Annotated in this window: 25 protein-coding genes and 1 pseudogene; 12 read left to right on the top strand and 14 right to left on the bottom strand. The window is 55.0% G+C overall.

Annotated elements, in window-relative coordinates:
* Window positions 1-39 precede the first annotated feature (39 nt).
* Complete coding sequence (locus ACZ1HF_RS06330) at window positions 40-1,452, top strand: DEAD/DEAH box helicase (RefSeq protein WP_472656702.1); 1,413 nt, start codon at window positions 40-42, stop codon at window positions 1,450-1,452.
* A 3-nt stretch (window positions 1,453-1,455) separates the two neighbouring features.
* Here the strand turns inward: ACZ1HF_RS06330 and ACZ1HF_RS06325 are convergent, their stop codons facing one another.
* From ACZ1HF_RS06325 to ACZ1HF_RS06300, 6 genes are all read right to left on the bottom strand, one after another.
* Window positions 1,456-2,700 carry an NAD(P)/FAD-dependent oxidoreductase gene (locus ACZ1HF_RS06325; RefSeq protein WP_472656701.1) on the bottom strand — a complete coding sequence of 415 codons (1,245 nt, stop codon included), beginning with the start codon at window positions 2,698-2,700 and terminating at the stop codon, window positions 1,456-1,458.
* A 99-nt stretch (window positions 2,701-2,799) separates the two neighbouring features.
* On the bottom strand, window positions 2,800-4,464 hold the full coding sequence (locus tag ACZ1HF_RS06320) for a ribonuclease J (RefSeq protein ID WP_472656700.1): 1,665 nt from the start codon (window positions 4,462-4,464) through the stop codon (window positions 2,800-2,802).
* Window positions 4,464-5,237, bottom strand: coding sequence for a type III pantothenate kinase (locus ACZ1HF_RS06315; protein ID WP_472656699.1), 774 nt, complete (start codon window positions 5,235-5,237; stop codon window positions 4,464-4,466). Before ACZ1HF_RS06315 ends, ACZ1HF_RS06320 begins: the two co-directional genes overlap by 1 nt.
* Window positions 5,238-5,339: 102 nt before the next feature.
* Window positions 5,340-6,065, bottom strand: coding sequence for a C40 family peptidase (locus ACZ1HF_RS06310; protein ID WP_472656698.1), 726 nt, complete (start codon window positions 6,063-6,065; stop codon window positions 5,340-5,342).
* Between the two features lie 86 nt (window positions 6,066-6,151).
* On the bottom strand, window positions 6,152-7,759 hold the full coding sequence (locus ACZ1HF_RS06305; RefSeq protein ID WP_472656697.1) for a peptide chain release factor 3: 1,608 nt from the start codon (window positions 7,757-7,759) through the stop codon (window positions 6,152-6,154).
* A gap of 59 nt (window positions 7,760-7,818) precedes the next feature.
* Window positions 7,819-8,265 carry a hypothetical protein gene (locus tag ACZ1HF_RS06300; protein ID WP_472656696.1) on the bottom strand — a complete coding sequence of 149 codons (447 nt, stop codon included), beginning with the start codon at window positions 8,263-8,265 and terminating at the stop codon, window positions 7,819-7,821.
* A 318-nt stretch (window positions 8,266-8,583) separates the two neighbouring features.
* Here ACZ1HF_RS06300 and ACZ1HF_RS06295 point away from each other — a divergent pair, with 318 nt between their 5' ends.
* The 3 genes from ACZ1HF_RS06295 (at window position 8,584) to ACZ1HF_RS06285 (ending at window position 11,990) form a co-directional block, all read left to right on the top strand.
* On the top strand, window positions 8,584-9,363 hold the full coding sequence (locus ACZ1HF_RS06295; RefSeq protein WP_472656695.1) for an SDR family oxidoreductase: 780 nt from the start codon (window positions 8,584-8,586) through the stop codon (window positions 9,361-9,363).
* Window positions 9,364-9,468: 105 nt separating this feature from the next.
* Window positions 9,469-10,848, top strand: a complete 1,380-nt coding sequence (locus tag ACZ1HF_RS06290) for an SLC5/6 family protein (RefSeq protein ID WP_472656694.1) — start codon at window positions 9,469-9,471, stop codon at window positions 10,846-10,848.
* 65 nt (window positions 10,849-10,913) lie between these two features.
* A complete protein-coding gene (locus ACZ1HF_RS06285; RefSeq protein WP_472656693.1) occupies window positions 10,914-11,990 on the top strand; it encodes an ABC transporter ATP-binding protein in 1,077 nt (358 codons plus the stop codon).
* 4 nt (window positions 11,991-11,994) lie between these two features.
* Here the strand turns inward: ACZ1HF_RS06285 and ACZ1HF_RS06280 are convergent, their stop codons facing one another.
* On the bottom strand, window positions 11,995-13,161 hold the full coding sequence (locus ACZ1HF_RS06280) for a cytochrome P450 (RefSeq protein WP_472656692.1): 1,167 nt from the start codon (window positions 13,159-13,161) through the stop codon (window positions 11,995-11,997).
* A gap of 133 nt (window positions 13,162-13,294) precedes the next feature.
* Here ACZ1HF_RS06280 and ACZ1HF_RS06275 point away from each other — a divergent pair, with 133 nt between their 5' ends.
* From ACZ1HF_RS06275 to ACZ1HF_RS06265, 3 genes and pseudogenes are all read left to right on the top strand, one after another.
* Window positions 13,295-14,299 carry a DctP family TRAP transporter solute-binding subunit gene (locus ACZ1HF_RS06275; protein ID WP_472656691.1) on the top strand — a complete coding sequence of 335 codons (1,005 nt, stop codon included), beginning with the start codon at window positions 13,295-13,297 and terminating at the stop codon, window positions 14,297-14,299.
* A 49-nt stretch (window positions 14,300-14,348) separates the two neighbouring features.
* A complete protein-coding gene (locus tag ACZ1HF_RS06270) occupies window positions 14,349-15,008 on the top strand; it encodes a TRAP transporter small permease (RefSeq protein WP_472656690.1) in 660 nt (219 codons plus the stop codon).
* Window positions 15,008-16,395 (top strand): annotated as a pseudogene (locus ACZ1HF_RS06265) (TRAP transporter large permease). Before ACZ1HF_RS06270 ends, ACZ1HF_RS06265 begins: the two are co-directional and overlap by 1 nt.
* A 10-nt stretch (window positions 16,396-16,405) precedes the next feature.
* On the opposite strand, the gene tpiA reads toward ACZ1HF_RS06265, so the two are convergent.
* The 4 genes from tpiA to ACZ1HF_RS06245 are packed head-to-tail and all read right to left on the bottom strand — an operon-like array spanning window position 16,406 to window position 18,303.
* Window positions 16,406-17,158, bottom strand: coding sequence for a triose-phosphate isomerase (gene tpiA, locus ACZ1HF_RS06260; protein ID WP_472658992.1), 753 nt, complete (start codon window positions 17,156-17,158; stop codon window positions 16,406-16,408).
* A 60-nt stretch (window positions 17,159-17,218) separates the two neighbouring features.
* Window positions 17,219-17,593: a TfoX/Sxy family protein gene (locus tag ACZ1HF_RS06255; protein WP_472656689.1), complete on the bottom strand. Its 375-nt coding sequence runs from the start codon at window positions 17,591-17,593 to the stop codon at window positions 17,219-17,221.
* The gene (locus tag ACZ1HF_RS06250) at window positions 17,594-17,941 is read right to left on the bottom strand and encodes a HesB/IscA family protein (RefSeq protein ID WP_472656688.1); all 348 of its coding nucleotides are present in this window, start codon (window positions 17,939-17,941) and stop codon (window positions 17,594-17,596) included.
* Window positions 17,941-18,303: an SUF system Fe-S cluster assembly protein gene (locus ACZ1HF_RS06245; RefSeq protein ID WP_472656687.1), complete on the bottom strand. Its 363-nt coding sequence runs from the start codon at window positions 18,301-18,303 to the stop codon at window positions 17,941-17,943. Before ACZ1HF_RS06245 ends, ACZ1HF_RS06250 begins: the two co-directional genes overlap by 1 nt.
* A 192-nt stretch (window positions 18,304-18,495) precedes the next feature.
* Here ACZ1HF_RS06245 and ACZ1HF_RS06240 point away from each other — a divergent pair, with 192 nt between their 5' ends.
* Complete coding sequence (locus ACZ1HF_RS06240; protein ID WP_472656686.1) at window positions 18,496-18,885, top strand: BrnA antitoxin family protein; 390 nt, start codon at window positions 18,496-18,498, stop codon at window positions 18,883-18,885.
* 439 nt (window positions 18,886-19,324) lie between these two features.
* Here ACZ1HF_RS06240 and ACZ1HF_RS06235 read toward each other — a convergent pair whose 3' ends face one another.
* Complete coding sequence (locus ACZ1HF_RS06235; RefSeq protein WP_472656685.1) at window positions 19,325-20,161, bottom strand: class I SAM-dependent methyltransferase; 837 nt, start codon at window positions 20,159-20,161, stop codon at window positions 19,325-19,327.
* 9 nt (window positions 20,162-20,170) lie between these two features.
* Window positions 20,171-21,826, bottom strand: coding sequence for an energy-dependent translational throttle protein EttA (ettA, locus tag ACZ1HF_RS06230; RefSeq protein ID WP_472656684.1), 1,656 nt, complete (start codon window positions 21,824-21,826; stop codon window positions 20,171-20,173).
* A gap of 129 nt (window positions 21,827-21,955) precedes the next feature.
* On the opposite strand from ettA, the gene ACZ1HF_RS06225 reads away from it, so the two are divergent.
* Together ACZ1HF_RS06225 and ACZ1HF_RS06220 are read left to right on the top strand one after the other, a co-directional pair.
* Window positions 21,956-22,510, top strand: a complete 555-nt coding sequence (locus ACZ1HF_RS06225; protein ID WP_472656683.1) for a hypothetical protein — start codon at window positions 21,956-21,958, stop codon at window positions 22,508-22,510.
* 23 nt (window positions 22,511-22,533) lie between these two features.
* The gene (locus ACZ1HF_RS06220) at window positions 22,534-23,121 is read left to right on the top strand and encodes a nicotinate-nucleotide adenylyltransferase (RefSeq protein WP_472658991.1); all 588 of its coding nucleotides are present in this window, start codon (window positions 22,534-22,536) and stop codon (window positions 23,119-23,121) included.
* Here ACZ1HF_RS06220 and ACZ1HF_RS06215 read toward each other — a convergent pair.
* Window positions 23,087-23,971, bottom strand: coding sequence for a DMT family transporter (locus ACZ1HF_RS06215; RefSeq protein ID WP_472656682.1), 885 nt, complete (start codon window positions 23,969-23,971; stop codon window positions 23,087-23,089). The genes ACZ1HF_RS06220 and ACZ1HF_RS06215 overlap by 35 nt on opposite strands.
* A 373-nt stretch (window positions 23,972-24,344) precedes the next feature.
* Between ACZ1HF_RS06215 and ACZ1HF_RS06210 the strand changes: the two genes are divergently transcribed.
* Window positions 24,345-24,785 carry a DUF2750 domain-containing protein gene (locus tag ACZ1HF_RS06210; RefSeq protein ID WP_472656681.1) on the top strand — a complete coding sequence of 147 codons (441 nt, stop codon included), beginning with the start codon at window positions 24,345-24,347 and terminating at the stop codon, window positions 24,783-24,785.
* 353 nt (window positions 24,786-25,138) lie between these two features.
* Window positions 25,139-26,287 carry a D-alanyl-D-alanine carboxypeptidase gene (locus ACZ1HF_RS06205; protein WP_472656680.1) on the top strand — a complete coding sequence of 383 codons (1,149 nt, stop codon included), beginning with the start codon at window positions 25,139-25,141 and terminating at the stop codon, window positions 26,285-26,287.
* Window positions 26,288-26,289 lie beyond the last annotated feature (2 nt).

Raw genomic sequence — 26,289 nt, 5'->3', positions numbered from 1 at the left:
CAAATCACTGCTGCAAGACGCCGCAATATTTGGATATAGATGACAAAATTTTCTGACCTGAAACTTCACGCCAAAGTTCTCAAAGCTATTGATGAGGCCGGGTATACCGAACCCACGCCCATTCAAGCTGGCGCCATTCCGCCTGCATTGGAAGGGCGCGATGTGCTTGGGATCGCACAGACAGGGACCGGTAAAACCGCAAGCTTCACGCTACCAATGATCACGCTTTTGAACCGGGGCCGGGCGCGGGCGCGGATGCCACGTTCGCTGGTCCTTGCGCCGACCCGTGAACTGGCGGCCCAAGTAGCTGAAAACTTTGATATATACGCGAAATACACCAAGCTGACCAAAGCTCTGCTGATTGGTGGGGTGTCTTTCAAGGAACAGGACCTTCTGATCGACCGGGGCGTGGACGTTTTGATCGCGACACCGGGCCGCCTTCTGGATCATTTCGAACGCGGCAAGCTGATCCTGTCGGACGTCAAAGTGATGGTTGTGGACGAGGCCGACCGGATGCTTGATATGGGTTTCATCCCTGATATTGAGCGTATTTTCCAGATTACCCCATTCACGCGCCAGACCCTGTTCTTCTCGGCCACTATGGCGCCCGAGATTGAGTGTATTACCAATACATTCTTGTCAAATCCGGAACGGATCGAGGTTGCACGACAAGCCACGGCTTCGGAAACTATCACGCAAGAAGTGTATGAAATTCCGGGCGCGGGCCGTGAGACATCCAAGAAGAAGCGCGATTTCCTGCGTCATCTGATTGATGCGGAAGGCGAGGCTGTCACCAACGGCATTATTTTCTGTAACCGTAAGGTTGATGTGGATATCGTTGCCAAATCCCTGAAAAAGCACGGCCATGATGCTGAACCGATCCACGGTGATCTTGACCAATCCTACCGCACCCGCACGCTTGAAGGGTTCCGTGACGGCAAACTGCGCTTCCTCGTTGCGTCAGATGTTGCTGCGCGTGGTCTCGACATTCCGAATGTCAGTCATGTGTTTAATTTTGATGTCCCCAGCCATTCCGAGGATTATGTCCACCGTATTGGCCGTACAGGTCGTGCCGGGCGCACGGGCAAGGCGATGATGATCTCGACACCAAAAGATGACAAGCTTTTGAAAGGTATTGAGGATCTGATCAAAGCCGCGATACCGCGTGGCGAAACTAATATGCCCGCGCCTGAACCAAAGGCAGAAAAGCCCGAGGCGAAACCCAAGCGCAGCCGCAGTCGGTCGAAAAAAGACGAGACCCCGCAGAAGGTGGCAGAGGCGAAAGTTGACACCAAACCTGTTGAGACCATTGAGGAAAAGCCAAAGCAATCCCGTGGTGGGCGTGGTGGTCGCAACGCTCGCGACAATGATCGTGGTCCGAAAGTTGTGGGGCTTGGCGATCATCTTCCCGATTTCATTGCCCATAGCTTTGACGAGCGCCGGGCAGGCTAAGCCCTATTCCCTGTGCATGATCAAGCGCACACCGCGTCGCCATGTGATATAGCTCCATAGCCAGTGGAGCACGACGAATAGGCGGTTTTTGAAGCCGATCAGAAAATAGACATGGGCGGCACCCCAAAGAAGCCAACCGATGAACCCTTTGACTTTCAAGCCAAAAATGTCGGCCACAGCCCGGTTGCGCCCAATCGTGGCCAAGGCCCCGGCATCGTGGTAGCGAAACTGCGTAGGTGGCGCTGTGCCATTTGCGTGTGCTGCAATCCGTTGTCCAACAAACTGCCCCATCTGCTTGGCGACAGGTGCAATTCCAGGCAAAGGCGTATCACCCGGCGCAAACCGCGCCGTATCACCGATGACATAGACATTATCGAATCCTTCAGGTCGCAACGTCTCATCAACTGTGACATGGCCTGATCCCAAGTCCAACCAATCCCCCGCGCGGGAGGCTTGAACGCCAGCGGCCCAAACACAGGTCCGCGCGTTGATGCGATCATCGCCTGCCATCACATGATCACCTTCAATCCCTGTCACCATCGTGTTCAGCCGCACCTCAACGCCCAAATCGCGCAAATCCTGCGCGGCGCGCATAGACAGGCTTTTGGTAAAGCTGGGCAGGACGCGTGGACCACCTTCCAGCAGGATCACCCGGTTATCCTTTGGGTCAATCCGCCTGAAATCACGCATGAGCGAGCTTGCAAGCTCTGCAATTGCGCCCGCCATCTCGACCCCGGTGGGGCCTGCGCCGATGACAACAAAACTCTGATAAGCGCGCGCGGCCTGCGGGTCTGTTTCTGCCAGAATTTCTGCTTGCTCAAAGGCGGTCAGGATTTTTTCTCTCAACCTGAATGCATCGTCCAGCGTCTTTAGCCCTGGCGCGTGTTCCGCCCATGCATCATTGCCGAAATAGCTGTGTCGTGCGCCTGTTGCGAGGATCAGCGTATCGTAAGCCATCCGTTGCCCACTGTCGCAGATAACTTCACAGGCCGCGTGATCCACATCACTGACTCTGTCCATTACAACGCGCGCATTCGACTGCCGACGCAGCACTTCGCGGATCGGAACCGCGATCTCGGCCGGCGTCAATGCAGCGGTGGCGACCTGATAAAGCAGCGGCTGAAAGAGGTGGTGGTTCTGTCTGTCAATAATCGTTACATCAACAGGTGCATGTGCCAGTTCTTTGGCGGCTGATAACCCGCCAAATCCAGCACCGACGATCACGACATGGGGTCTGGGCTGAGACATGGCTCTGGCCTTCCGCTTATCATTTGGGCCAACAGCTGACCAATTGATATGTAAGCGGTTTTCCTGGCAGTTACACCCCCTTTGGGGACGCATTTTTCGTTATACGGAGAGGCGCGAAATCAGCACCACGACTTCTGGTTTCTTGCCGATCTCATTGCCGCAGACCTGCCGGGCGATCCTTTTTATTTGATCTTCCAGCTTGTCATCATCCATGACCGTTTTGCTATCTGCGCGGCCAAGAAATTGCCCGACTTCTTCTTCAAGCACATCCGCCAGTGGCGCTTTGGAGCGGCCCAGTTCAGGCAGGCCGCGTAGCTCACACCACGCATCGGTCAGTGGTTCGTCCTCTTCGTCGATCAGCACGCCAATCACGACCTGACCGTTCAGCGCCATACGGATACGGTCGCGCACGATACCATCCAATGCGCCAATCTGAACACTGCCATCCAGATAGAAACGGCCTGTTTCAACGAATTCCGCAACTTCAGGGCGATTGCCTGACAAGGACACCATCGTCCCGTTGGGGGCCACAACAGACGCAATGCCGCCAGCTTCGCCCAGTTTTGCATGTTCGCGCAGCATTCTATGTTCGCCGTGCATCGGGATCAGTATTTGCGGTTTAACGAGCTGGTGCATCCGTTCCAGATCGGGTCGGTTTGCATGGCCAGAAACATGGATATCGGCCATCTTGTCATCAATCACGTCGACATCCATCTCGGATAGCGCATTGACGATACGCCCAACAGATACTTCGTTGCCGGGTATGGTTTTTGACGAAAACAAAAACGTATCACCAGCGCTGAGCGACAGTCCCAGATATTTCCCGCGTGACAGCTGCGCGCTTGCCGCGCGTCGTTCCCCTTGGGACCCGGTCGCCAGCAGCATCAGGTTTTGACGCGGCACATCCCGCGCCTCTTCCGGGGAAATTGTGCTTGGGAAATCCTGGATGATCTCTGTCTCGACCGCCGCCGTGATCATCTTTTTCATTGCCCGTCCCAACAAAACCACCGAACGACCGGCAGCAGTCCCAGCCTCTGCAAGTGTTTTGACCCGCGCGATGTTAGAGGCAAACGTGGTCGCCACAACCATGCCCGTTGCGTTGCGCACGATTTGCTCGATATTTGGGCCAACACTGACTTCGGATCTGCCGGGATGGCGCGAAAAAACATTGGTCGAGTCGCAGACCAGTGCTTTGACGGGACCAAGATCGCCCCAAGCCTGCGGATCAAAGGGTTCCCCCAAGCCGGGCGTTTCATCCAGCTTGAAATCACCTGTATGCACAATCCGCCCATCAGGCGTATCGATGATCAGACCGGAGCTTTCTGGGATCGAATGGGACACAGGTATGAAGCCCACTTTGAATGGGCCTGTCTGAACTTGCTCGGGCATTGGGCCAAGGGTGATGATCTGCGAGCCGTCATAGCCGTGTTCTTCCATTTTCAATCGGGCGATATGTGCCGTGAATTTACGCGCATAAATCGGGGCGTTCAGCCGGGAATAGAGGTGGCCTAACGCACCCACATGATCCTCATGTGCGTGGGTGATATAGATGGCATCCAGTTGATCTACCCGTTCAGCAATCCACGCGATATCGGGGAAAATCAGATCAACACCCGGCGTACTGTCCATATCCGGGAAAGTCACGCCCATGTCGACCATAATGAACCTCTCATGACCGGGTCGCCCATAGCCATAGAGATACATATTCATACCAACTTCGCCCGCCCCGCCAAGGGGCAGGTATACCAACCGATCCGCTGCCATCAGGTGCCTTTTCTGTTATAGTTATTAATGACAACCAGCCCGTGCATCGTCAGATCATCTTGGAATTCATCAAATAGCGCTTCGGATTGCTGAAACAACGGTGCGAGCCCGCCGGTCGAGATGATCTTCATCGGGCGGTCACGTTCGGCCTTGATGCGCGCGCAAATCTCGCGCACCAGTCCGATGTAGCCCCAGAAGACACCGGATTGCATACACGCCACCGTATTCGTTCCGATCACGGCTTGCGGTTTGGATATATCGACGTGGGGCAGGGCGGCGGCTGCCTGATGCAGTGCCTCAAGTGACAGATTTACGCCCGGCGCAATGACCCCGCCAATATATGCACCATCTTGAGCGACAACATCAAAGGTCGTGGCGGTGCCGAAATCAACGATGATCAGATCGCCACCATAAAGATCATAACCCGCGACAGTGTTTACCAGCCGGTCTGGACCGACCTGTGTACCTTCATCCACGCGCACATCTATGGGCAGTATGCAACCTTCTTTCCCGACGACAATAGGTCGGGTGCTGAAGTAGCGGTCTGCGAAGACACGCAGGTTGAACACCACGCGAGGCACGGTTGACGACACGATGACTTGGGTGATCTGCACATCAATGTTCTGAAACTTCATCAACGTGGTCAGCCAGACATAATACTGGTCCGCTGTCCGTTGCCACTCGGTCGAGGTCCGCCATGTTGCGATGAACTGCGTCCCGTCCCAGATCGAGAACACCGTATTCGTATTCCCGCAATCAATCGCCAACAGCATGCAAGCGCCTCGTCCTGTATTAAGTTCCGACGGTGTCTATAGACTGTCTTCCGCCCAAGCTGAACCGCGAATATGCGATTGCATAGCTGGGTGTTGCGCAGATCAGAGATGGCTCCAGCTAAGGTCGCGGTGGTCGAAGCCGTGTTCGATCGTTGGTTTGACGACACGAAAGAAGGGCGACAGATCGAAATCGCGCGGCGTGAACAGCGAATGGTGGCGAATATGCAGAATTTCGCGCGCCTGACCTCTGGCCTGTTCCGTCTCAACCCGTGGCAGGATCGGGTAATGTACCTTCTGATACGCCTCGGCAATCAGGGTCGAGCAGATGGCCCGCGTCGGATCGCCCGATCCAAGCGCCAGCATTCGGCGGCGAAACCGTTGTGGCACAGGTGGTTGAGGCAGCAAATAACGCATCAGATCGAAGATATGTTTCAAATCATAGACCCGCCCAAGGCTGTCGGTCATATGGGCGATCACATCGCGCAAGTCTTGTTCGCTCAGACCGATGGGTCGACAAATTCTGGTGTTGAAATTTTCATACTTGGACAAAGGTGCATGGATCACACCATTTTGCAGATCCGCCTCGACCAGCTCTCCATCTGGGTGATCCGTGCCGACATAAAACGCGGAATGCGACCATGTTGAATGGGTCAGATATTTGATCGCCGTTGAAACACGCGTATTGCCTTCCACCAACAACACATCGCCAGGGCGTAGCGTCTCGCGCAGCAATTCTTTCGGCGCGACCGAAAACGGCATATAGTCGGCAACTGGCTTTTCAAGATAGGCGGCAAGGCCTCGCCCGATCCGTGTCCTGATACTGTCCATGTCCTGCCCTTTGTGATCCGGGTTACACAGTCAAACTTACGGGACGCTGGCCGGAATTGTTGTAAAAACCCTGTGCATCTGCAACCTCACACCATCATTTCCTTTGTCATGGACAGTGTCACATCCGGATAGTCGCGTTCCACACGATCAATATCCCACTGCAAGCGCGTCAGATAAACAGTGTCGCCATCATTATCATGGCTGATATGCTGCTTGTTGGCGTTCACGAACGCATCGATTGCATCCTTGTCGCCTTTTACCCAGCGGGCCGAGGTAAATTGAGATCCCTCGAACCGGACGGGCAGGCCATATTCCAGCTCGATCCGGGAGGCTAGAACCTCGAACTGCAAGGCCCCGACAACACCCACAATAAAGCCCGAACCGAAGGCAGGCTTGAACACTTTCGCAGCCCCTTCTTCGGCAAACTGCATCAGAGCCTTTTCCAGATGCTTGGCCTTCATTGGATCGCCAGCGCGACACGTCTGGAGTAACTCCGGCGCAAAAGAGGGGATGCCGGTGGCGCGCAGCATTTCACCTTCGGTCAGCGTGTCGCCAATGCGCAATTGGCCATGGTTGGGGATGCCGATAATGTCGCCAGCCCATGCTTCTTCTGCCAGTTCACGGTCTGAGGCAAGGAACAGAACGGGGTTGCCGATCGCCATCTGTTTTTTTGAACGTACATGGGTCAATTTCATGCCGCGCTTGAAATGCCCCGAGGCCACGCGCACAAAAGCCACACGGTCCCGGTGTTTAGGGTCCATGTTGGCTTGAACTTTGAAGACAAAGCCGCAAACTTTTGTTTCATCAGGGGAAATCTGTCGCGGTTCTGCCTGTTGTGGCTGGGGTTGCGGCCCGAATTCAGCAATGCCGCGCATCAATTCCTGCACACCGAAAGAATTGATGGCCGAGCCGAACCAGATTGGTGTGAGCGTGCCATCCAGAAGCGCCTGGTGATCAAAGGGTGGCAAAAGTTCTTTTGCCATTTCAATCTCTTCAAGAAACGTCTTCAACTGTGCTTCCGGGACATGTTCCGCCAGTTTTGGATCGTCTAGCCCGGTAATCTTGATACTTTCGGCGACCTTATTTCGATCAGCGCGATCCATCAGTTCAAGCCGGTCATTCAGCAAATCATAACACCCCAGAAAATCGCGCCCCATACCGATGGGCCAACTTGCGGGCGTTACGTCGATGGCTAGATTTTCCTGTATTTCATCAATGATATCGAATGTATCACGACTTTCGCGGTCCATTTTGTTGCAGAAGGTGAGGATCGGCAGGTCGCGCAGACGGCACACTTCGAAAAGCTTGCGTGTTTGGCTTTCAACGCCTTTGGCGCCATCAATTACCATCACCGCAGCATCCACGGCTGTCAGTGTGCGGTATGTGTCTTCGGAAAAATCCGAGTGACCGGGGGTATCCACCAGATTGAAGCGGTACTTGTCGAAATCGAACGACATGGCCGACGCCGAGACAGATATGCCTCGGTCCTGTTCCATCTTCATGAAGTCTGACCGGGTGCGGCGGGCTTCGCCTTTGGCGCGGACTTGTCCTGCCATCTGGATAGCGCCACCATAGAGCAGGAACTTTTCGGTCAGGGTTGTCTTGCCCGCATCAGGATGGCTGATGATGGCAAATGTCCGTCGCCGAGCAATCTCGGGCGGCAGAGCGGGAAGATTTGAAGTGCGATCCAACATGTTCGCGATATAAGCACCAGATTACAGTAGCGCAATCAGAACTGCTTGGTGCGACGTGATCAGGTTGGGAAAATACTTTCTGGATCACATTCGCAGGCTATCAGGATATATTCGACATCTTCCAAAACAGGGTTGGAACAGTAGACATAATGCCGTGGTTCTACCGAGCCGCAGGTAAGCACAAAAGTGTCATGCAATGCGCCATGAGATGTCATCAGGGTCAACCGGGCAAGGATGCGAACGGATGTCCCCGCTTGTTCCGTTTCCGATCCGTCGGTTGTGACGAAAGAGTCGGCTGTACTCAGCGGCTGCTCGCCTTGGTCGATAACTTCCAGCGCATGTTGTTTTGCATCAGCTTTGAGAGTGTAGCTGTCACCGGGGCAAATCTCATTCACCATAGAAATGGCATCGCCATGATTTACGCCGTTTTCTACTCGAAAATCCTCAGCACGATACACAGAAACGCTGTGTTGGGCGCGCAGATTACCTACCGGAAGTCGCGTCATCAATTTCTCGTTCTTATGTTGTCATGGGTCTGTGATTTTAATTTCACGACCCGCCCCCAGATATGGTCCCTAACCATATTGTAACACTATATTTGGATTAAGCTGTTTCACAAGAAATGAATATCATGCATTTGAAAAAAAATTGCGGTGAATTTTCAGACACTTGTCCCCTCTAAGGTAAATAACTGATTATAAACAATTTCCTCTGTTGGATGGCTATTGCGCTATCTTCCCTGAAATAGTTCAAAATTTAGGGTTTTGCCTTTCGGGCGCGAATTTGCAGTGTTACCCAGATCAAATACGCAAAAAGGGGGAGCTATGGATCTGGACATTAAAGGGAAGCGGGCACTGGTGACAGCGTCAAGCAAGGGGCTGGGGCTGGGCTGTGCCGAAGCGCTGGCCGAAGCAGGGGTCGATCTGGTGATGAACGCGCGATCAGAAGGACCGCTGGCCAAGGCTGCGGAAGATATTCGCGCACGGTTCAAGGTCGAGGTCACAGAGGTGGCCGCTGACATCACTACGGAAGACGGTCGCGCAGACGTGCTGGCAGCGGCAGGCAAGGTGGACATCCTAGTGACAAACGCAGGCGGTCCGCCGCCCGGTCTGTGGTCGGATTGGGATCGCAACGACTTCATAGCCGCCCTCGATGCAAATATGCTGACCCCTATCGCGCTGATGAAAATCTTGCTGCCGGGTATGATGGATCAAGGCTGGGGCAGGGTGGTCAATATTACCAGCCAGTCCGTCAAAGCCCCGATCCCTGTGTTGGGCCTGTCAAACGCGGCGCGTGCGGGTTTGACGGGATATGTTGCAGGAACTGCGCGTCAGGTTGCCCCGTCAGGGGTCACGATCAACAATCTGCTGCCCGGCATTCATGCGACGGACCGGGCTGATGCATTGGACAAGGGCGTTTCCCAACAACAGAATATTTCCTTGGAAGATGCCACAGCGCAGCGTCAGGCAACGATCCCAGCCCGCAGGTATGGCACGCGTCAGGAATTCGGGGCGGCCTGTGCTTTCTTGTGCTCTCAACATGCGGGTTTCATTGTGGGGCAAAATATCTTGCTGGATGGCGGGGCGGTGAACACAACGCTCTGACACTTCCACATCTCACAATTGCGTTGATGGGTGTTTTGCACCTCGCCCCTGCGGTATGTCTTTGCTAGACGCCGCCTCGAACTGTGCGCTGACGGGACATCTATTATGGAAAGTATCGCTATTATTGGGCTTTTCGCCCTTGTCATTCTTGCGTCTTTTGTTGTTGCCCCGCGCCGCGCCGGGGTCGAGGGGTTCTTTGGCGGGCAAATCAATGGTCAGGCCCCCGGTTTATGGGTTCTGGTGCTGAGCCAGGTGACAACGTGGATATTCGCCCGCTCTCTGATGAATGCGGCTATTCTTGGCTATTATTACGGGATGCCCGGCACGATAGCCTATGCTGCCTACTACGTGTCGTTCCTGACCGGGGGATACATCGTTGGCCAGCTTCGCTTGCGCGGCGCAGTGTCCGTGCAGGATTGGCTTGGGGCGCGGTTCGGGGCCGCCGGAACGCTTAGCTATAACCTTGTGATTGCCCTGCGTTTGCTCAGCGAAGTCTTTGCAAACCTGCTGGTTGTCGGTTTGATTTTTACCGCTGTACTGCCAGAGGTCGTAGAGGCCGGGACCATTGCGATCATTGCTGTGGCTTTGCTTGGGTTGGCCTATTCGGCGGTGGGCGGATTGTCGGCGGCTTTGCGCACAGATGTCGTGCAGATGATCCTGTTTTTGGCGATTTTCGGGGTTGCGTTTGTCTTTCTGGTGTTCAGCCCTGACTTCTCGCTTGGCGCAGTCGTGACATCCGAGGGAACAAGCGGTGCCCGCTCTGGCTGGGTATTGCTTGCAGTGGCTGCCTTGCAGGTGTTCTCATATCCGGCGCATGATCCGGTGATGATGGACCGGGGCTTTCTTAGCGATCCGGCAACAACCAAGCGATCCTTCCTGCACGCATTCTGGGTGTCATCGCTATGTATCATCGCCTTTGGGATGTTCGGCATCCATGCCGCCGAGGTGGGGGCGGCTTATGAAAATGAGCTGCTGGCAACATGGCGCAATATATTCCCGGCATGGGTTTTTGTTGCGTTGATGGTGTCGTTGCTGGTCTCGGCCTTATCCACATTGGACAGCGCGCTCAGCTCTGCTGCGCGATTGTCGGTCGAGGAATTGCACATAGCACCGCGCAGCCTGAACGGCGGGCGCATGGTAATGGTGGTCTTCATGGCACTTGGCGGGGCATTGACGCTTTGGGGAAATGCAACGCTGTTTGATGCGGTTGCGGTCAGTGGCACAGCCTCCATGTTTCTGACGCCTATAATGGTGGGCGTCTTCGTTTTTAACTGTCAGATCCCGCTATGGTCCTATCTGGTGGCGTATGTCAGTGCAATGGCAGGGGCGTTTGTCTATTTCCTGCGGGAAAATCAGTACGTGGCTAATTTCTTGCCAGAGGCGCATAAATACGACCAGCTGCTGGTGATCTGTAGCGTCGTTTTGGTGTCTGGATTTATTGCTGTTGTACTTGGGGCTGTTTCTGGTCGCAGGGTTGCCGGGTAACTTGCTTGCTGTTACCAACAACCGGATTTCCGATTGTTTTGATCGGGTAAGAGGCAGGCAGGCGTGTGACACCAAGGTTGGAGCTCAGGCATATCCGCAAAAGTTTTGCGGGCAAGGTCGTTGTAGATGACGTATCGCTGAGCGTGGCACCGGGGCAGGTGACATGCCTTTTAGGCCCGTCGGGATGTGGCAAGTCGACCACCTTGCGGATTATTGCGGGCATCGAATATCCAGACAAAGGTGAGATTTACGCGGATGGTCAGCTGATCTGCGGTGACACTGTGCATATCCCGCCAGAACAGCGATCAATCGGGCTGATGTTTCAGGATTTTGCCCTTTTTCCCCATCTTAGCGTTGCCGGCAATATTGCCTTCGGCATGACAGGCGAAAAAGCAGCGAAAGCCGCGCGTGTGACAGAGCTTTTGCAGCGCGTCGGATTGGATGGGTTCGCCAATAAATACCCGCATGAGCTGTCGGGCGGTGAACAGCAGCGTGTTGCCCTGGCCCGCGCCTTGGCCCCAAAGCCGATGATCATGCTGATGGATGAACCGTTCTCGGGGTTGGATGACCGCCTGCGCGACGGGATACGCGACGAAATGCTGGCGGTGCTGAAAGAGGAAGGCACAGCCGTGGTGCTGGTGACGCATGAGCCGCATGAAGCAATGCGCATGGCCGATGAGATTGCTCTGATGCGAGCAGGCAGGATCGTACAGCAGGGCAACCCTTACAACATTTACAACGCACCTGTTGATAAAGAAGCGGCGGGGTTCTTTTCAGATATCAACGTGATCCGGGGGCAATCGATTGGGGCGTTGACCCAAACACCGTTCGGGCAGTTTCTGACGCCGGGTCATGCGGATGGGGCCGCGGTCGAGATTATTATCCGCCCGCAACATCTACGTATTGATTTTGACCGTCAGGGCCGTGGCCCGAACCCCACCCCCGAAGAGGGCGTGCCTGCCCGCGCCATTGTCGAGCGTGCCCGTTTCATGGGCCGCGAAAGTCTGGTGGAGTTTCGGATGGATTTTGACGGATCACATCTGAAAGCGACGGTTCCTGCGGTCTTCCTGCCAAAACCGGGCACGCCTTTGTGGCTGACCATGCGCCGGGATCGCTGCTTTGTGTTTCCGGCGAAAGATTAGAGCCCTAGCAGCGGACGATCAGTCGCTCCAGCCCGTGAAAATGATAAAGATTTGCATAAACCGGCGTCTCGGCAAGGGACAGATTTGGGCAGCGCTCAAACAGGATCGGTATGGCTTGGGCCAGTTCCAGCCGGGCCAGCGGTGCCCCGACACAGAAATGCAGGCCCGCGCCAAAGCTTGTATGGGCAGGCCCGTCACGGTTGGGCTCAAATTGTGCTGGATTGGGGTACGTGTCCGGATCGCGGTTGGCTGCGCCCAAAAGCAGTCCGATCTGATCACCGCGTTTGAAGCCGTGGCCGCAGAATTCCAGATCGTCCAGCGCATATCGGGTGAACATATGCAACGGCGGATCGTGCCGTAATATCTCTTCGATGAACGCGGTATCTGTATTTGGGCGCAGGCCCGTTTGTAAAAGCGTTTTCAGACCGTTGCCCATCGTATGAACGGTTGCTTCATGCCCTGCGTTCAATAACAATATGCAGGTGGTGATCAGCTCATCCGTTGACAGGCGCTGCCCATCTTGTTCGGCAGCAATCAGATGCGTGATCAGGTCGTCGGCAGGTGTTGCACGGCGCTTGGCGATGTAGCCGCGCAGAAATTCTACGAATTCTTCCGTGGCAGCTACGGCACGGTCCTCATCCGCGCGTGTGCGGCCGGCCTGATACATGCCGACCATTGCATTGGACCAGGCCAGCAGATCGTTCGCCATAGCTTCTGGCACGCCCAACAGGCGCGCAATGATGATGACGGGCAGGCGTTGAGCATACGCGGTCAGCAAATCGAACGGGCCGTCGGGGAAGCCATCGATCAGGCTATGGCACAGTGCGGTAATCTCGGGCTCCAGCGTTGCGATCCGGCGCGAGGTGAAGGCGCGCAGCACCAGCCCGCGCAGGCGGGTGTGACGGGGCGGTTCCAGTTCCAGCATGGAATGCGCCTCGACCGCATAGAATGGCGCCAGATGTTCATGGACAGGCACGCGCAGCTCAGCCGGTTGTTCCCGCCCGAAACGGCGGTCCCGCAGGGCGGCACTGACCGTAGCGTAGCTGACAGCAACCGGCATATCATAATCATCCCACCGGACCAGTTCACCCAGCGTGCGCACACGGTCATAAAACGGGTAGGGGTCTTGTACGAAAGCATGCTCAGTCGGAGATTGCGCTATAAATTTCATCGGGTAGCTATGCGGTTTACAGCCTTTTCTTTCAAGTCTGAGCGAGTATTGGAAAAAAACAGTTGTGCAGAAGAGGCAGCTTTGATCTGTTGCACTATAGTCTATGTAAGATCAGTTTCTGGGAGGAGCACTTATGAAAATTTTAAAAACAACAGCCATTGCGATGGCCGTTTCACTGGCTGCCGGGGCGGCCTATGCCGCGTGTGATGCTGGTGAGGAAGTCATCAAGTTCAGCCATGTGACCAACACGGACAAGCATCCCAAAGGGCTTGCGGCGTCGCTGCTTGAGCAGCGGGTGAATGAGGAAATGGACGGAAAGGCTTGTATGGAGGTTTTCCCGAACTCCACGCTCTATACGGACGAAAAAGCGCTTGAGGCGCTTTTGGCTGGTGAGATTCAAATGGCGGCCCCGTCGTTGTCGCTGTTCGAACCTTTCACCAAGAAATTCCGCATTTTCGATCTGCCGTTCATGTTCAAAAATATCGAAGCGGTGGACGCGTTTCAGGCGTCCGAGACCGGGCAGACGCTGAAAGATTCGATGCAGCGCCGTGGCCTTCAGGGTCTTGAGTTCTGGCATAACGGCATGAAGCAAATGTCAGCCTCCAAACCGCTGATTGAGCCGACAGATGCCAATGGCCTGAAATTCCGGGTGCAGCCTTCTGATGTGTTGGTCGCACAGATGGAAGCCATTGGCGGCGCACCTCAGAAAATGGCCTTTGCGGAAGTCTATGGCGCGTTGCAACAAGGCGTTGTGGATGGGCAGGAAAACACGTGGTCCAACATCTTTGGTCGCAAGTTCTTCGAGGTTCAGGACGGCGTGACCGAAACCAACCACGGCATCATCGACTATCTGGTGGTGACGAATGTCGACTGGCTTGAAGGGCTCGATGCAGAAGTGCGCGATCAGTTGCTGACGATCCTCAAGGAAGTCACTGCAACCCGCAACGGCGAATCCACGCAGGTGAATGAGCAAGCCAAACAAGCTGTGATTGATGCAGGTGGTGAAGTGCGCCAACTGACAGCTGAGCAGCGCGAGAAATGGGTTGAAGCGATGAAGCCGGTCTGGTCCCAGTTCGAGGCTGACGTGGGTGCGGAAAATATCGAGGCCGCACAGGTGATCAACGCCGCAACTAACTAAAATAACAGAGGCCTCGCAGCGATGCGGGGCCTTTTTGTGGGGGGGTAGCATGACGGATGACAGTTCTTTCATAGACCGGCTGGAAGAGACGCTGATTGCAGCGATCCTTGGTGTTATGACCCTGATCACCTTCGCCAATGTGATCACCCGCTATGTCTTTAATTTCAATATTCTCTGGGGTCTTGAAGTTACGGTTTTCCTATTCGCGTGGCTGGTGATCCTTGGTGCGTCTTATGCCCTTAAGAAAAGCGCGCATCTTGGGGTGGATGCCGTCATCAATGTGGTCTCGCCACCCGTGCGCCGGGTGCTTGGGTTGTTAGCCGGGGCCTGTGTGCTGCTTTTCAGCCTGATGATGTTCAAAGGCGCATGGGATTTCTGGGCACCCTTTGGCGAGATGAAAGCCACGTCAGGGCGATGGTTCCCGACGGGTTTGGAAGATGTACGTGGTCGCGGCTGGCTTGAAACGACATCGACACCGATCCCAGACATCATGCGCTTCCTTGAGCCGATCTTCAACGAAGGGGAGCGCTATGACAAAATGCCAAGGCTCGTGCCCTACTTGGTGCTGCCTTTGGGCATGGGGTTGCTGTTTTTGCGGGCCTGTCAGGCCATGTGGAAGCTTTGGACCGGCAAGATTGATCATCTGATCGTCAGCCATGAGGCCGAAGAAGATGTTGAGGCTGCCGCCGAGACATTAAAGGACCACTGATGGAAATCCTTCTCCTTTTTACGCTTGTCATCGGTTTCATGCTGATCGGGGTTCCGATTTCGATGTCGCTGGGCCTATCCTCGATCCTGTTTCTTCTGTGGTTCTCAGACGCCTCATTGGCCTCGGTCGCAGCGACCTTGTTCGAGGCGTTCGAGGGGCATTTCACCCTGCTTGCCATCCCCTTCTTCATCCTCGCCTCAAGCTTCATGTCCACGGGCGGTGTGGCGCAGCGGATCATCCGGTTTTCTATCGCCTGTGTCGGGCATCTGCGCGGCGGGCTTGCCATTGCAGGCGTGTTTGCCTGCATGATGTTTGCAGCGCTGTCAGGATCGTCCCCGGCGACTGTGGTTGCTATCGGTACAATTGTCATCGCTGCGATGCGTCAGGCGGGGTATACCAAGGATTTTGCCGCCGGTGTCATTTGTAACGCAGGCACATTGGGCATCCTGATCCCGCCCTCCATCGTCATGGTGGTCTATGCCGCCGCAGTCGAGGTTTCCGTGGGCCGGATGTTTCTGGCGGGTGTTGTACCCGGTATCCTCGCCGGTCTGATGCTGATGATCGCGATTTACATTATGGCGCGGATCAAAGATATGCCTGCCGGGGAATTCGCGGGCTTTGGTGAGATTTTCGAAAGCTTCGCCGATGCCTTCTGGGGATTGCTGCTGATTATCATCATTATGATCGGCATTTACGGTATTCCCGGCGTCACCGGCGCGATCTTCACACCGACCGAGGCGGCGGCAGTCGCATCGATGTATGCATTCTTCGTGGCCTGTTTCATCTACCGTGATATGGGGCCTTTGCGGCGCGGCGAAGAACGTCTGGCGCTTTATCAAAACCCCAAAGCCATCGTGACGGCTTTCTTTCACAAAGACACGCAGCGCACGCTATTTGAGGCGGGCAAGCTGACCATTACCTTGATGTTCGTAATCGCCAACGCGCTGATCCTGAAGCATGTTCTGACCGACGAACAGATCCCGCAGAAGCTGACCGCGATCCTGCTGGATGCGGGCTTCGGCCCGGTCATGTTTCTTGTGATCGTCAATATTATCCTGCTGATTGGCGGCCAGTTTATGGAGCCTTCGGGCCTTCTGGTGATCGTCGCGCCGCTGGTCTTTCCCATTGCCATTGAGTTGGGCATTGATCCCATTCACCTTGGCATCATCATGGTGGTGAATATGGAGATCGGGATGATCACACCCCCGTTGGTCTCAACCTGTTTGTAACCTCAGGCGTGGCTGGCATGCCGATGATGCGCGTCGTAAAGGCGTCTCTGCCGTTTCTCGCCGTGCTTTTTGTCTTCCTGATCATGGTCACGTATATCCCGGCAATCTCCACAACCCTGCCAAACGCCGTCATGGGACCGGAATTAATTTTGGAATAGACGCCGTGAGCTAGTCAGCGCTTGCATCCAAAGCACTGATAATCGATGAAAAATCTTTGGCCTTAAGCGACGCCCCGCCCACAAGCGCGCCGTCAACATTAGACACGTCGAAAATTTCCGCAGCATTATCCGGCTTGACCGATCCGCCATATAAAATACGCACCGAACGCCCGACACCCGCGCCATAGCGGCGCTCGAGACGCATACGGATAAAGTCATGCACTTCGCCGATTTGATCAAGGGTTGGAATTTTGCCGGTGCCAATGGCCCAGACGGGTTCATAGGCGATAACCAGATTTTCGCCGGTTGCCAGATCAGGAAGAGAGCCCGACATCTGCCCGCCAATAATATCGATCGTGTTTGCGGCTTCTCTCTGAGCCAGGGTCTCGCCGATGCAGACAACCGCCTTGAGGCCTGCGGCCAATGCGGCACGTGTCTTGGCGCGGACCTGATCGTTAGTTTCCCCATGATCCGTGCGTCGCTCGGAATGGCCAAGGATCACATAGCTTGCCCCCGCATCCTTCAGCATAGCGGCAGAGATATCGCCCGTATGCGCGCCGCTTTCCTCAGAATGGCAATCCTGTCCGGCAAGGACGACAGCGTCCCCTGCATGGGCGACCATCCGGCTGAGCAGGGTCGCGGGCGGGGCGATCATGATCTCGGTCTGTGTGGCTTTATGGGCTGCGGCAAGGGCATCTATTTCCCCAAGCGCGCTTTCCAGCCCGTTCATCTTCCAATTGCCTGCTGCCAGTTTGCGACGCATCATAGGCCCTTTCGATTGCTTGCCACAGGCTTGGCAAGCCGGGGCTCGCGGGTCAAGTCTTTAGGCTTTCGTCTTGTGCGCTTTTCTGCGGCGTTTGTTCTCTGCGGCTTTGCGTGCGGGGGGCAGCGATAGTTTCGCCCATTCCAACGCCTCAGCGGGGTCGTCCATGGCGCTATCGGGCAGGCTCAGTAAGCTGCGAACTTTGGTAGGGCCGTTGGCGCGATCATAGCTGAAAGGCCGTGCGCCCGCGTCAAGATAAGCGGTCCGAGTGTTGTCATCGCATTTCATCCAGATCGTATCCGCAATGATGGTCGCAAACATCACATCATCTTCCACATATAGCGCTGTACCAGAAAACATCCGCCCGGTCGTGATCGTCCCAAGCCCTGAAAACAGGTCTTTTGCATGGACTAAAAGCTCTGGGTTGGTGGGCATTTACGTATCTTTGAATTTAATGGATTCTCCGCAACCGCATGCTTCTGTTACGTTGGGGTTGTTGAATTTGAACCCGGATTCCAGCAGCGAGACCTCATAATCGATCTGGGTGCCAAATAGAAACATTTGTGCCATAGGGGCGATCATCACACGGGCTGGACCTTGTTCAACCACCTCGTCATGGGGGTCAACCTCATCCACATATTCCATCGTGTATTCCATGCCCGCGCAGCCGCCTTTTTTGACACCGATGCGCAGACCTTGATGACCATCTTTGGCCATCAGTTTAGCGATCTGGCTTGCCGCTGCGTCAGTCATTGTAACAGCTTGTTTTCCGGGCATAAACATCACATGAACCCCAGTTCCAAGCGGGCTTCGTCAGACATCATTTCCATACCCCAGGGTGGTTCCCAAGTGAGTTGGACGTCGACCTGCTTGACGCCGGGCAGGGGCTCGATTGCATCTGCAATCCAGCCTGGCATCTCACCCGCGACAGGGCAGCCGGGGGCGGTCAACGTCATGATGATATCGACCTCGTTTTCCGCATTTATATCAATCGTGTAGATAAGGCCCAGATCAAAGATATTGACGGGGATTTCAGGGTCATAAACGCTGCGACACGCCTCAACCACGGCTTCATGCAGCGGATGCTCGGTCGAAGACGGCCGGATCAGCGGTGCACCTTCAAGATGATCAGCAGGCTGGTTCATAATCTTATCCAAATTGAATAGTTGATTAAAGATATAGGGATTAGAACGCCCAGCGTCCAGAGGGGTGTTCTGAGTGTATGATAACCATCGGACTTTTATCGGGTTTTCATCGGACCCTGCGCACGGTCTGTTTTCCGGGCGTTAAGAAAGTGGTGTTATCACCGGCATCCGCAATAGAACGGGACCTGAGATATGACAGACACTCCGACGACCAGAAGGCTGACCAAGACGCAGCGCATTGCCAAAGAGAAGCTGAGCCTTTGTCTTTGGAGATCCACGCAAGAGGATGAAGTGAGCACGGCGTTGCGTGATGAGGTGCCTGCCGCTTGGTACCGTTTGGAAAATGATCTCGATGTCGCGGAAAAGAAAGTGAAGGTGACATTGATGTTGGACGACAGTGTCGCCAAATTCTACCGGGCAATGGGGCGGGGCTATCAGGCACGGATCAACCGGATACTGGAAACCTGGGCGCAGATGAAAATAGCGGGCGTTCTGGAATGGGAAGACAGAATAAACGATTTCCTGCGCGAGGGAATGCACGCCAAGGCAGCAGAGTCGCAGTTGCGGCATGGCGAGCAATAGCGCTTTGTTAAGGTGTGCGTTTTAGGAGGACGTTATGCTTGCCTAACTTCGTCCCAATATCTCTGGCGCCTGTGTGGTCTTTATGGTGAGCCTTGCAGACCGTCGCAGCGACCTGTTGATCCGGGGATTGATCATCTATCTGCGCGAGGCTGTGGGGGCCACGCAGTTTGTTATGGATGTGTGTCGTACTGCCGGACGATGGCTCTTGTATCGCACAAGAGCCGTGTTTTGGATAAGATAAAGAGGGAAATGAAAGCCCATATCCAGTAGTGTTGGGCGACCCCAGTAAAACATTGGTTTATCGAATGGACTGTAGCTTGGCCTATTCGTCTATACACCGGGATATTAAGCGCGGTTTTGTCAGATCGGGATAGGCGAGTCCGTTGCCGAACGTTGATTTTACGGAGCAAGCCGGGCTTGAAGCCCGGCCTACTGTTCCCTAATCGGGCCGTGACAGAACAGCCGTAAATTCATGCCGCCCAAACGGCGTGTCGCAGACTGTCTCGAGTTTCATTGGCGAAATCCCCATTTCATAAGCTGTATCAAGGATTTGCGCGAAAGCCAGTGGCGTGAACTGCCATGCATGACAGTCAATATAACTGCCATTTGCGTCCTCAATGCGTTTGAGCGCGTCTTTGGCCCGTTCAGCAAGAGGCTTGGTGTTTTTTGGGTCTTCGTGATGTCCACGCCAATGCCTGTTGGGCATATTGTGGGTGACGTAAGCAAAACCATCTATGATTGTGCTCATCGCATGACGGACCCTGTTTTGGTCATGGGCTTCCAGAACATCGCCAAGGGTGCTTTCCGGAATATAATAATCGAAGCAATAGCGCTTATCGGGCGCAATCACATAATAGCGGCCGCCCGGTTTCAGCAGGTCGTGAACCTGTTGCAGATGCGCGATCAGATTGGGTTGATGTTCGATACAATGCGAGCTGAAGGCGGCGTCAAAGGTTTCGTCAATACCCGACATGTCGCCATCTTTATTTACGTAATGTATATGGGGAATAGTGTCGACCGTGACCTGTGGGTCCGGATCCACCGCTGCGCGTTTCTTTAGCTCTTCGGTGTCGAAGACGTCGAAGTAGCGCACGTTTTCACCCCGGATGACAGGTGTAAAATATGCGCCAATTTCCAGAAATTTCTGGGTTTTGTCGAAATGAGAGACAAAGTCCTTACGTAAGGCCAGCGGGTGATTTTCGGCATGACATTTCGGGTGATCCGGTACTGGCTTGGGAAAGAACTTGCGGGTGGCTCGGCGCAGTTTGAATTTCATCGACATTTCTTACCTCGTGAATTTCTTATATTTCACTCGCTTAGGTTCTACACTATCCGGGCCCAGGCGTCGGATTTTATCTTCCTCATAAGCCTCAAAGTTGCCTTCAAACCATTCTACATGGGCTTCACCCTCAAAGGCCAGAATATGTGTACATAGCCGGTCAAGGAAGAAACGGTCGTGCGAGATGATCACCGCGCAGCCCGCGAAATCTTCCAGCGCATCCTCTAGGGCGCGCAGGGTTTCGACGTCGAGATCGTTGGTTGGCTCATCAAGCAGCAGCACATTTCCGCCCGAGCGCAGCAGTTTTGCCATATGGACGCGATTACGTTCGCCTCCCGATAGAAGCCCGACCTTCTTTTGCTGATCGCCACCCTTGAAATTGAAAGCCGAGCAGTAAGCGCGGCTGTTCATCTGCGCGTCACCAAGCGTGATAATTTCTGATCCACCGGAAATTTCTTCCCACACCGTAGCATTTGCATCCAAAGCGTCGCGGGATTGGTCAACGTATGACAAATCCACGGTCTCGCCATATTCCAGCGTACCCTCGTCGGGTTGTTCCTGCCCGGTCAGCATACGGAACAGGGTCGATTTCCCCGCGCCGTTCGGGCCAATCACACCGACGATGCCACCGGGGGGCAGGCTGAACGACAGGTCTTCGATCAGAAGTTTGTCGCCATACCCTTTCTTCAGGCCGTCCACCTCGATCACCTTTGATCCCAGACGCGGCCCATTTGGAATGATGATCTGCGCGCGCCCGACCTTTTCACGCTCGGACTGACCGGCAAGTTCTTCATAGGCGTTGATCCGGGCCTTTTGCTTGGCCTGCCGGGCCTTGGCACCTGCACGGATCCATTCCAGTTCGCGTTCCAGCGTTTTCTGGCGGGATTTGTCCTCTTTCGCTTCATGTTCCAGCCGCTTGGCTTTCTGTTCCAGCCAGGCCGAGTAATTGCCCTCGTAGGGCATGCCGCGGCCGCGATCCAGTTCCAGTATCCAGCCGGTGATATCATCCAGGAAGTACCGGTCATGGGTGACGATCAGGCAGGTGCCTTTGTAATCGATCAGGTGCTTTTGCAGCCAGGCGATGGTTTCCGCATCAAGGTGGTTGGTCGGTTCGTCCAGAAGCAGCATGTCGGGTTCTTCCAACAGCAGTTTGCACAGCGCTACGCGGCGACGTTCCCCGCCGGACAGTGTAGACACCTGAGCATCGTCGGGCGGGCAGCGCAAAGCCTCCATCGCGATGTCGATCTGTGCGTCGAGATCCCACAGGTTCTGGCTGTCGATTTCATCCTGAAGCTTGGCCATCTCGTCGGCGGTCTCGTCTGAGTAATTCATGGCCAGTTCGTTATAGCGGTCCAGAATGGCCTTCTTATCGGCAACCCCCAGCATCACATTGCCGCGCGCATCAAGGCTTTCGTCCAGAACGGGTTCCTGCGGCAGATAACCCACATGGGCACCTTCGGCAGCCCAGGCCTCGCCGGTGAAATCCGTGTCGAGTCCGGCCATGATCCGCATGAGCGTCGATTTCCCGGCCCCGTTGACCCCGACAACGCCGATTTTGACACCGGGCAGAAAAGACAGGCGGATGTTTTCAAAGCACTTCTTGCCGCCGGGATAGGTCTTGGAGACGCCGTCCATGTGATAGACGTATTGATAGGCTGCCATGAGGGGGCTCCTTGCTGAATTTTGTTGATCAGTATCGCCGAAGCGGCGAAAGCGCAACGTGCGGTTGAGGGCGTGGTGTGGACATTCGATATCAAAAGACAGCCCTTGTCCCGTCTCGACAAAATCTGAATGATAGCCGTGTTGGCAGATGAAGGTCTTGATTTCATGAAATGGCTTTGCATGACCGTTTTGTTCTGGTGCGCGTTGGCACCATCCATGGGGGCCGCCCATGAAGGCGAGCTGCCTTGTATGACGGTGTCACAAGCCAACTCGGACATGTCGCCAGCTGATCTGGCGCCCGCGATTGCGTCCTGTGTCGAGGAGGGCCGCGTGAAGGATGCCGTAGGTTTGCTTGCGCTGTTGACGGTCTATGGCAAGATCGACCGGGAACGTGTTTTGAAAGGCGGCCCGGATCAGAAAGTGAAGAATATTCTGGCCGGGATAAGTCGGCGGCTTGGGGATCGTCAGGCCAATATTTTGATTGATGGTATGATTGATTTTGGCCCGAACCATAAGATCACGGGACCACCGCTTTGCGCCCAGTTACGCAAGCTTGGGCCGCCAACCTATTATCCTGACTACTTGCTGCCCAAGGCTGCGGGGCGGGACGCGATTTTGCGACCCTATGATATGAAGGCGCGGTATAGGCTGGCGGTGACATCTTACATCGAGTGCTGGGAGTGAGTTTGCCGCACTTTCGGCACGTCATGCCCATGGCCGCGCCGGGTCTGGTGATCGGGCTTTTGGGGGGCTCGTTTGACCCTCCGCACATAGGGCATGTGCATATCACACGCGAGGCATTGAAGCGGTTTGGGCTGGACCGGGTCTGGTGGCTGGTCTCGCCGGGAAATCCGTTGAAAGCACACGGGCCTGCGCCTTTGGCGGATCGGATGAAAGCTGCCCGACAGATCATGAAACACCCGCGGGTCGAGGTGACGGATATAGAGGCGCAGCTTGGCACGCGCTACACTGCGCAGACGCTGGCAGCGCTGAGGTCACGTTATCCGGGCGTGCGATTTGTCTGGTTGATGGGGGCCGATAATCTGGCAGGGTTTCACCGCTGGCAGGACTGGCAAGAGATCATGCAAACTGTGCCTATGGGGGTGATCGCCCGCCCCGGCGACCGCATTTCTGCCCGGCGGTCCATTGCGGCCCAAAGATATGATTTCGCGCGATTGCCGGGCTCGATGAGCCAGCTTTTGGGGCGATCGGATGTGCCTGCGTGGTGCTATATCAATGTGCCGCTATCCGGGGCGTCTTCTACCGCTCTTCGCGCGCAGGGGGCGTGGAAATAGCCCCGCTACGGCGTTGCGGAAGGACAAGCGTGGCAAGGCCCGAGCTTAGCAGTAAGACCAGCCCGACAAGGGCAAACGGGTCAGGCCAGTCACCGAATACGGCCCAGCCAAGGGCCGCTGCGCTGACAAGCTGCACATAGACAAACGGAGCCAGCACCGAGGCCGGGGCGTGCCGATACGCAATGACAAGCATCAGATTACCCAGCATGGAGGCACCGGCAGACAGCACGATCAACCTGGTAACGGACCCGGTGATCTGTGGGGTCAGTGGCAGGGCGATTGGAGCAAGAACCAGCGTTCCGACAAAAAGCTGTGACAACAGCAGCAGCTTCGGGCGTGCCAGATCAGACACCCAGCGTGATGCTGTCAGGAACGTGCCGTAAAAAACGCCCGCCAGAAGGGCAAAGCCCATGCCGGGGGACAGGGTGAAACCCGGTTTGACCACCAGCAATACCCCGGCAAAGCCAAGCATCATCAAAGCGGTGCGCGCCCACGTAATCGGTTCTTTCAGGAACACGGCGGACAGGGTATAGCTGACAATCGGGCCAATGAAGAAGGCCCCGAAGACGGTTGCCAGTGGCTCGGTGCTTAACGCGCTCAGGATCGATGTGATGCCGCCTACCAGAAGCAATCCACGCAGCCAGATGCGCCAATTTGCCAGCAGCGGAACAAGACCTTTCAGCCCAACAAAAGGCACAAGGACCGCGGCCCCAATGGCAAAACGGCTCCAGGCGACAAAAGCGGGGTGAGCGCCGGCACTTGTCAGCGCCTTCCCGGCGGTATCGCCCAAAGGGATCAGGGACATGCCGAAAGCCATAATGGCAATTGCTCTGAGGATCGGGCGCTCCATCCCATGCCCATATATAAAACGTCAGATGGCTTCGACCCTTTACGTCACAACACTGACCCAAAATGGGAAACCATAGCATAGCTGACCTTCGTGCTGATTGCAGCGGATGTCTTGCAGGAGCCGATTGTGTTGAAAAACTCCGATTTTGGGCCTGACTGATGAATTTCTTCGCCGTACAGGCTGATCATCTTTTTGTGGCGAGGGGTTCGGCTAAATCATCAACCAGAAGCTCTTACGCCAGCTCTCGCGGCCTAACGAACGGTCTCATCTGACTTCTTAGTGTATTGGGTTTTCGCAAGAAAATCTCGACATCTGAATTTTGGAGTTTTTCAACACAATCAGCCCTTAGTTACCGATGCTGCGAATGAGGCAAATGGCGGTTTTTGTTACATTCTTTGCATTAACACTACAATCCGCATGGTATTGCTCAAGGCCGCTACTGTTGTTATCAAGAACCATGAGCATTTCGGCTGCACATGCGGACAATTTTGTTGTGGAAGTTTCTAGAACGGGCAAGCTGTGGGCCATTCGAGATGAAGCTGGGTTTGCAACATCGTCTAATCTATCAGGGGAAAAAGCGATGCCTTTTTGGTCATCGAAAAGTCGTGCGCTCAAAATTATCAAAAACGTTGAAGCATATACAACTTTTCAGCCGCATGAGCTAACTCTTGAAGCATTTCTAGATCGGTGGCTCCCAGGACTGGAAAGCGATGGTCTGCTAGTCGGACTTAATTGGTCCGGCGATAGAGCGACTGGTTATGATTTAACCTCAGATGAAGTGAAAAAGCGTTTTTTTGAACGGAGTCGTTTGTAGACACTGCTTCAGTAGGTTTTCGATATTGCGCATAGCGTCCAGCACCTAGTCTAACATCTTAGACTTACGAATAGCTGACTTTGGCATATTTATTGTCAACGGCAACAAAGTCCCACGTCTTACTAGCTTACGGCTGTCACAGTGAAGGTCAGGTCTGGGTCGGAAATGTTTGATGCTTGGGTCAGCATTGTTTAGTGCGGGATTCCTGATAGGATTCAAGAAATTAGGGGCATTGACTCAAAAGTGCGCTCCATCCCATGCCCATAGCAGTGTGCTGTGCAAGTCACCAGCGTCACAGCTTTATGAGTGGTCTGATCTTGCCTCTGCAAAGCAGTTGCGCATAGGGTTCGCCCATGAAGACTTTACCCCCCAAGCGATTTGGCCGCAGGACGGTTCTTGCGTTCCTGATGTACGGCACTGCTGGTGCTGCCTTGGCCAATGCACCGGAAGTATCCCTTCGTCCGCAGACCCGGCCTTTGGATGCTGTAAAGCGGGCGACCAAAGGGGCCGAGGCGTTGGTTTCCGCTGCGAAACTTGGTGGAAAAGTCAGTTTTGCCGTGGCCGATGCCCGCACGGGCGAGATTCTAGAGACATTAAATCCACTGGCACTGCAGCCCCCGGCCAGCGTGGCCAAGGCCATTACCACACTTTATGCATTGGATACATTGGGGCCGGAACATCGCTTTCGCACCCAACTGATTGCAACGGCCCCATTAGCCAATGGTGTGATCCGCGGCGATCTGGTGCTGGTTGGTGGGGCGGACCCTACTCTGGATCCGGATATGTTGCTGGATATGGCAGGTCGTCTGAAAGAGATAGGCATGCGCGAGGTGACAGGCAAGTTCAAGGTCTATGGCGGCGCATTGCCTATGCAGGACCGGATCGATCCGGGCCAGCCCGAGCATGTGGGCTATAACCCTGCTGTGTCAGGTCTGAACCTGAATTTCAACCGGGTCTATCTGGAATGGAAGCGCAATGGTGGGGGCTATGATGTGGTCATGGATGCCCGGACCGGCCGCATCAGGCCCGGTGTTGCTTTTGCGACAACCCTGATTGCAGAACGCGCCTTCCCGGTTTTTGCCTATTCCGGCGATAATGGCCGCGATACCTGGAGCGTGGCACGCAAGGCGCTGGGCGGTAATGGCGGACGTTGGTTGCCTGTGCGCAGGCCCGAGATTTATGCGGGTGATGTGTTTCAATCCGTGGCCCGTAGCCACGGCATAGCACTGCCTTATCCAGAAATAACGACCGCGATGCCGAAGGGCAGCGTTCTGGCAGAACATCTCAGCCCAAGCCTGACGCGCATTTGCAAGGATATGCTGAAATATTCTACCAACCTGACCGCCGAGGTCGTGGGGCTCAGCGCGACTGTGGGTCGTGACAGCACAGGATCCGGGCTGGCGGCCTCGGGTGCGCAGATGGCTGCGTGGCTGGCCGAGAAGCATGGCACACGCAAGGCGCATTTTGTGGATCATTCGGGGCTGGGGGGCAATCACAGATAACC

The organism is Litoreibacter sp. GN1-5 (assembly GCF_055693805.1).
Note: the sequence above shows the minus strand (reverse complement) of the source record. Positions and strands in the feature narration are given on the sequence as shown.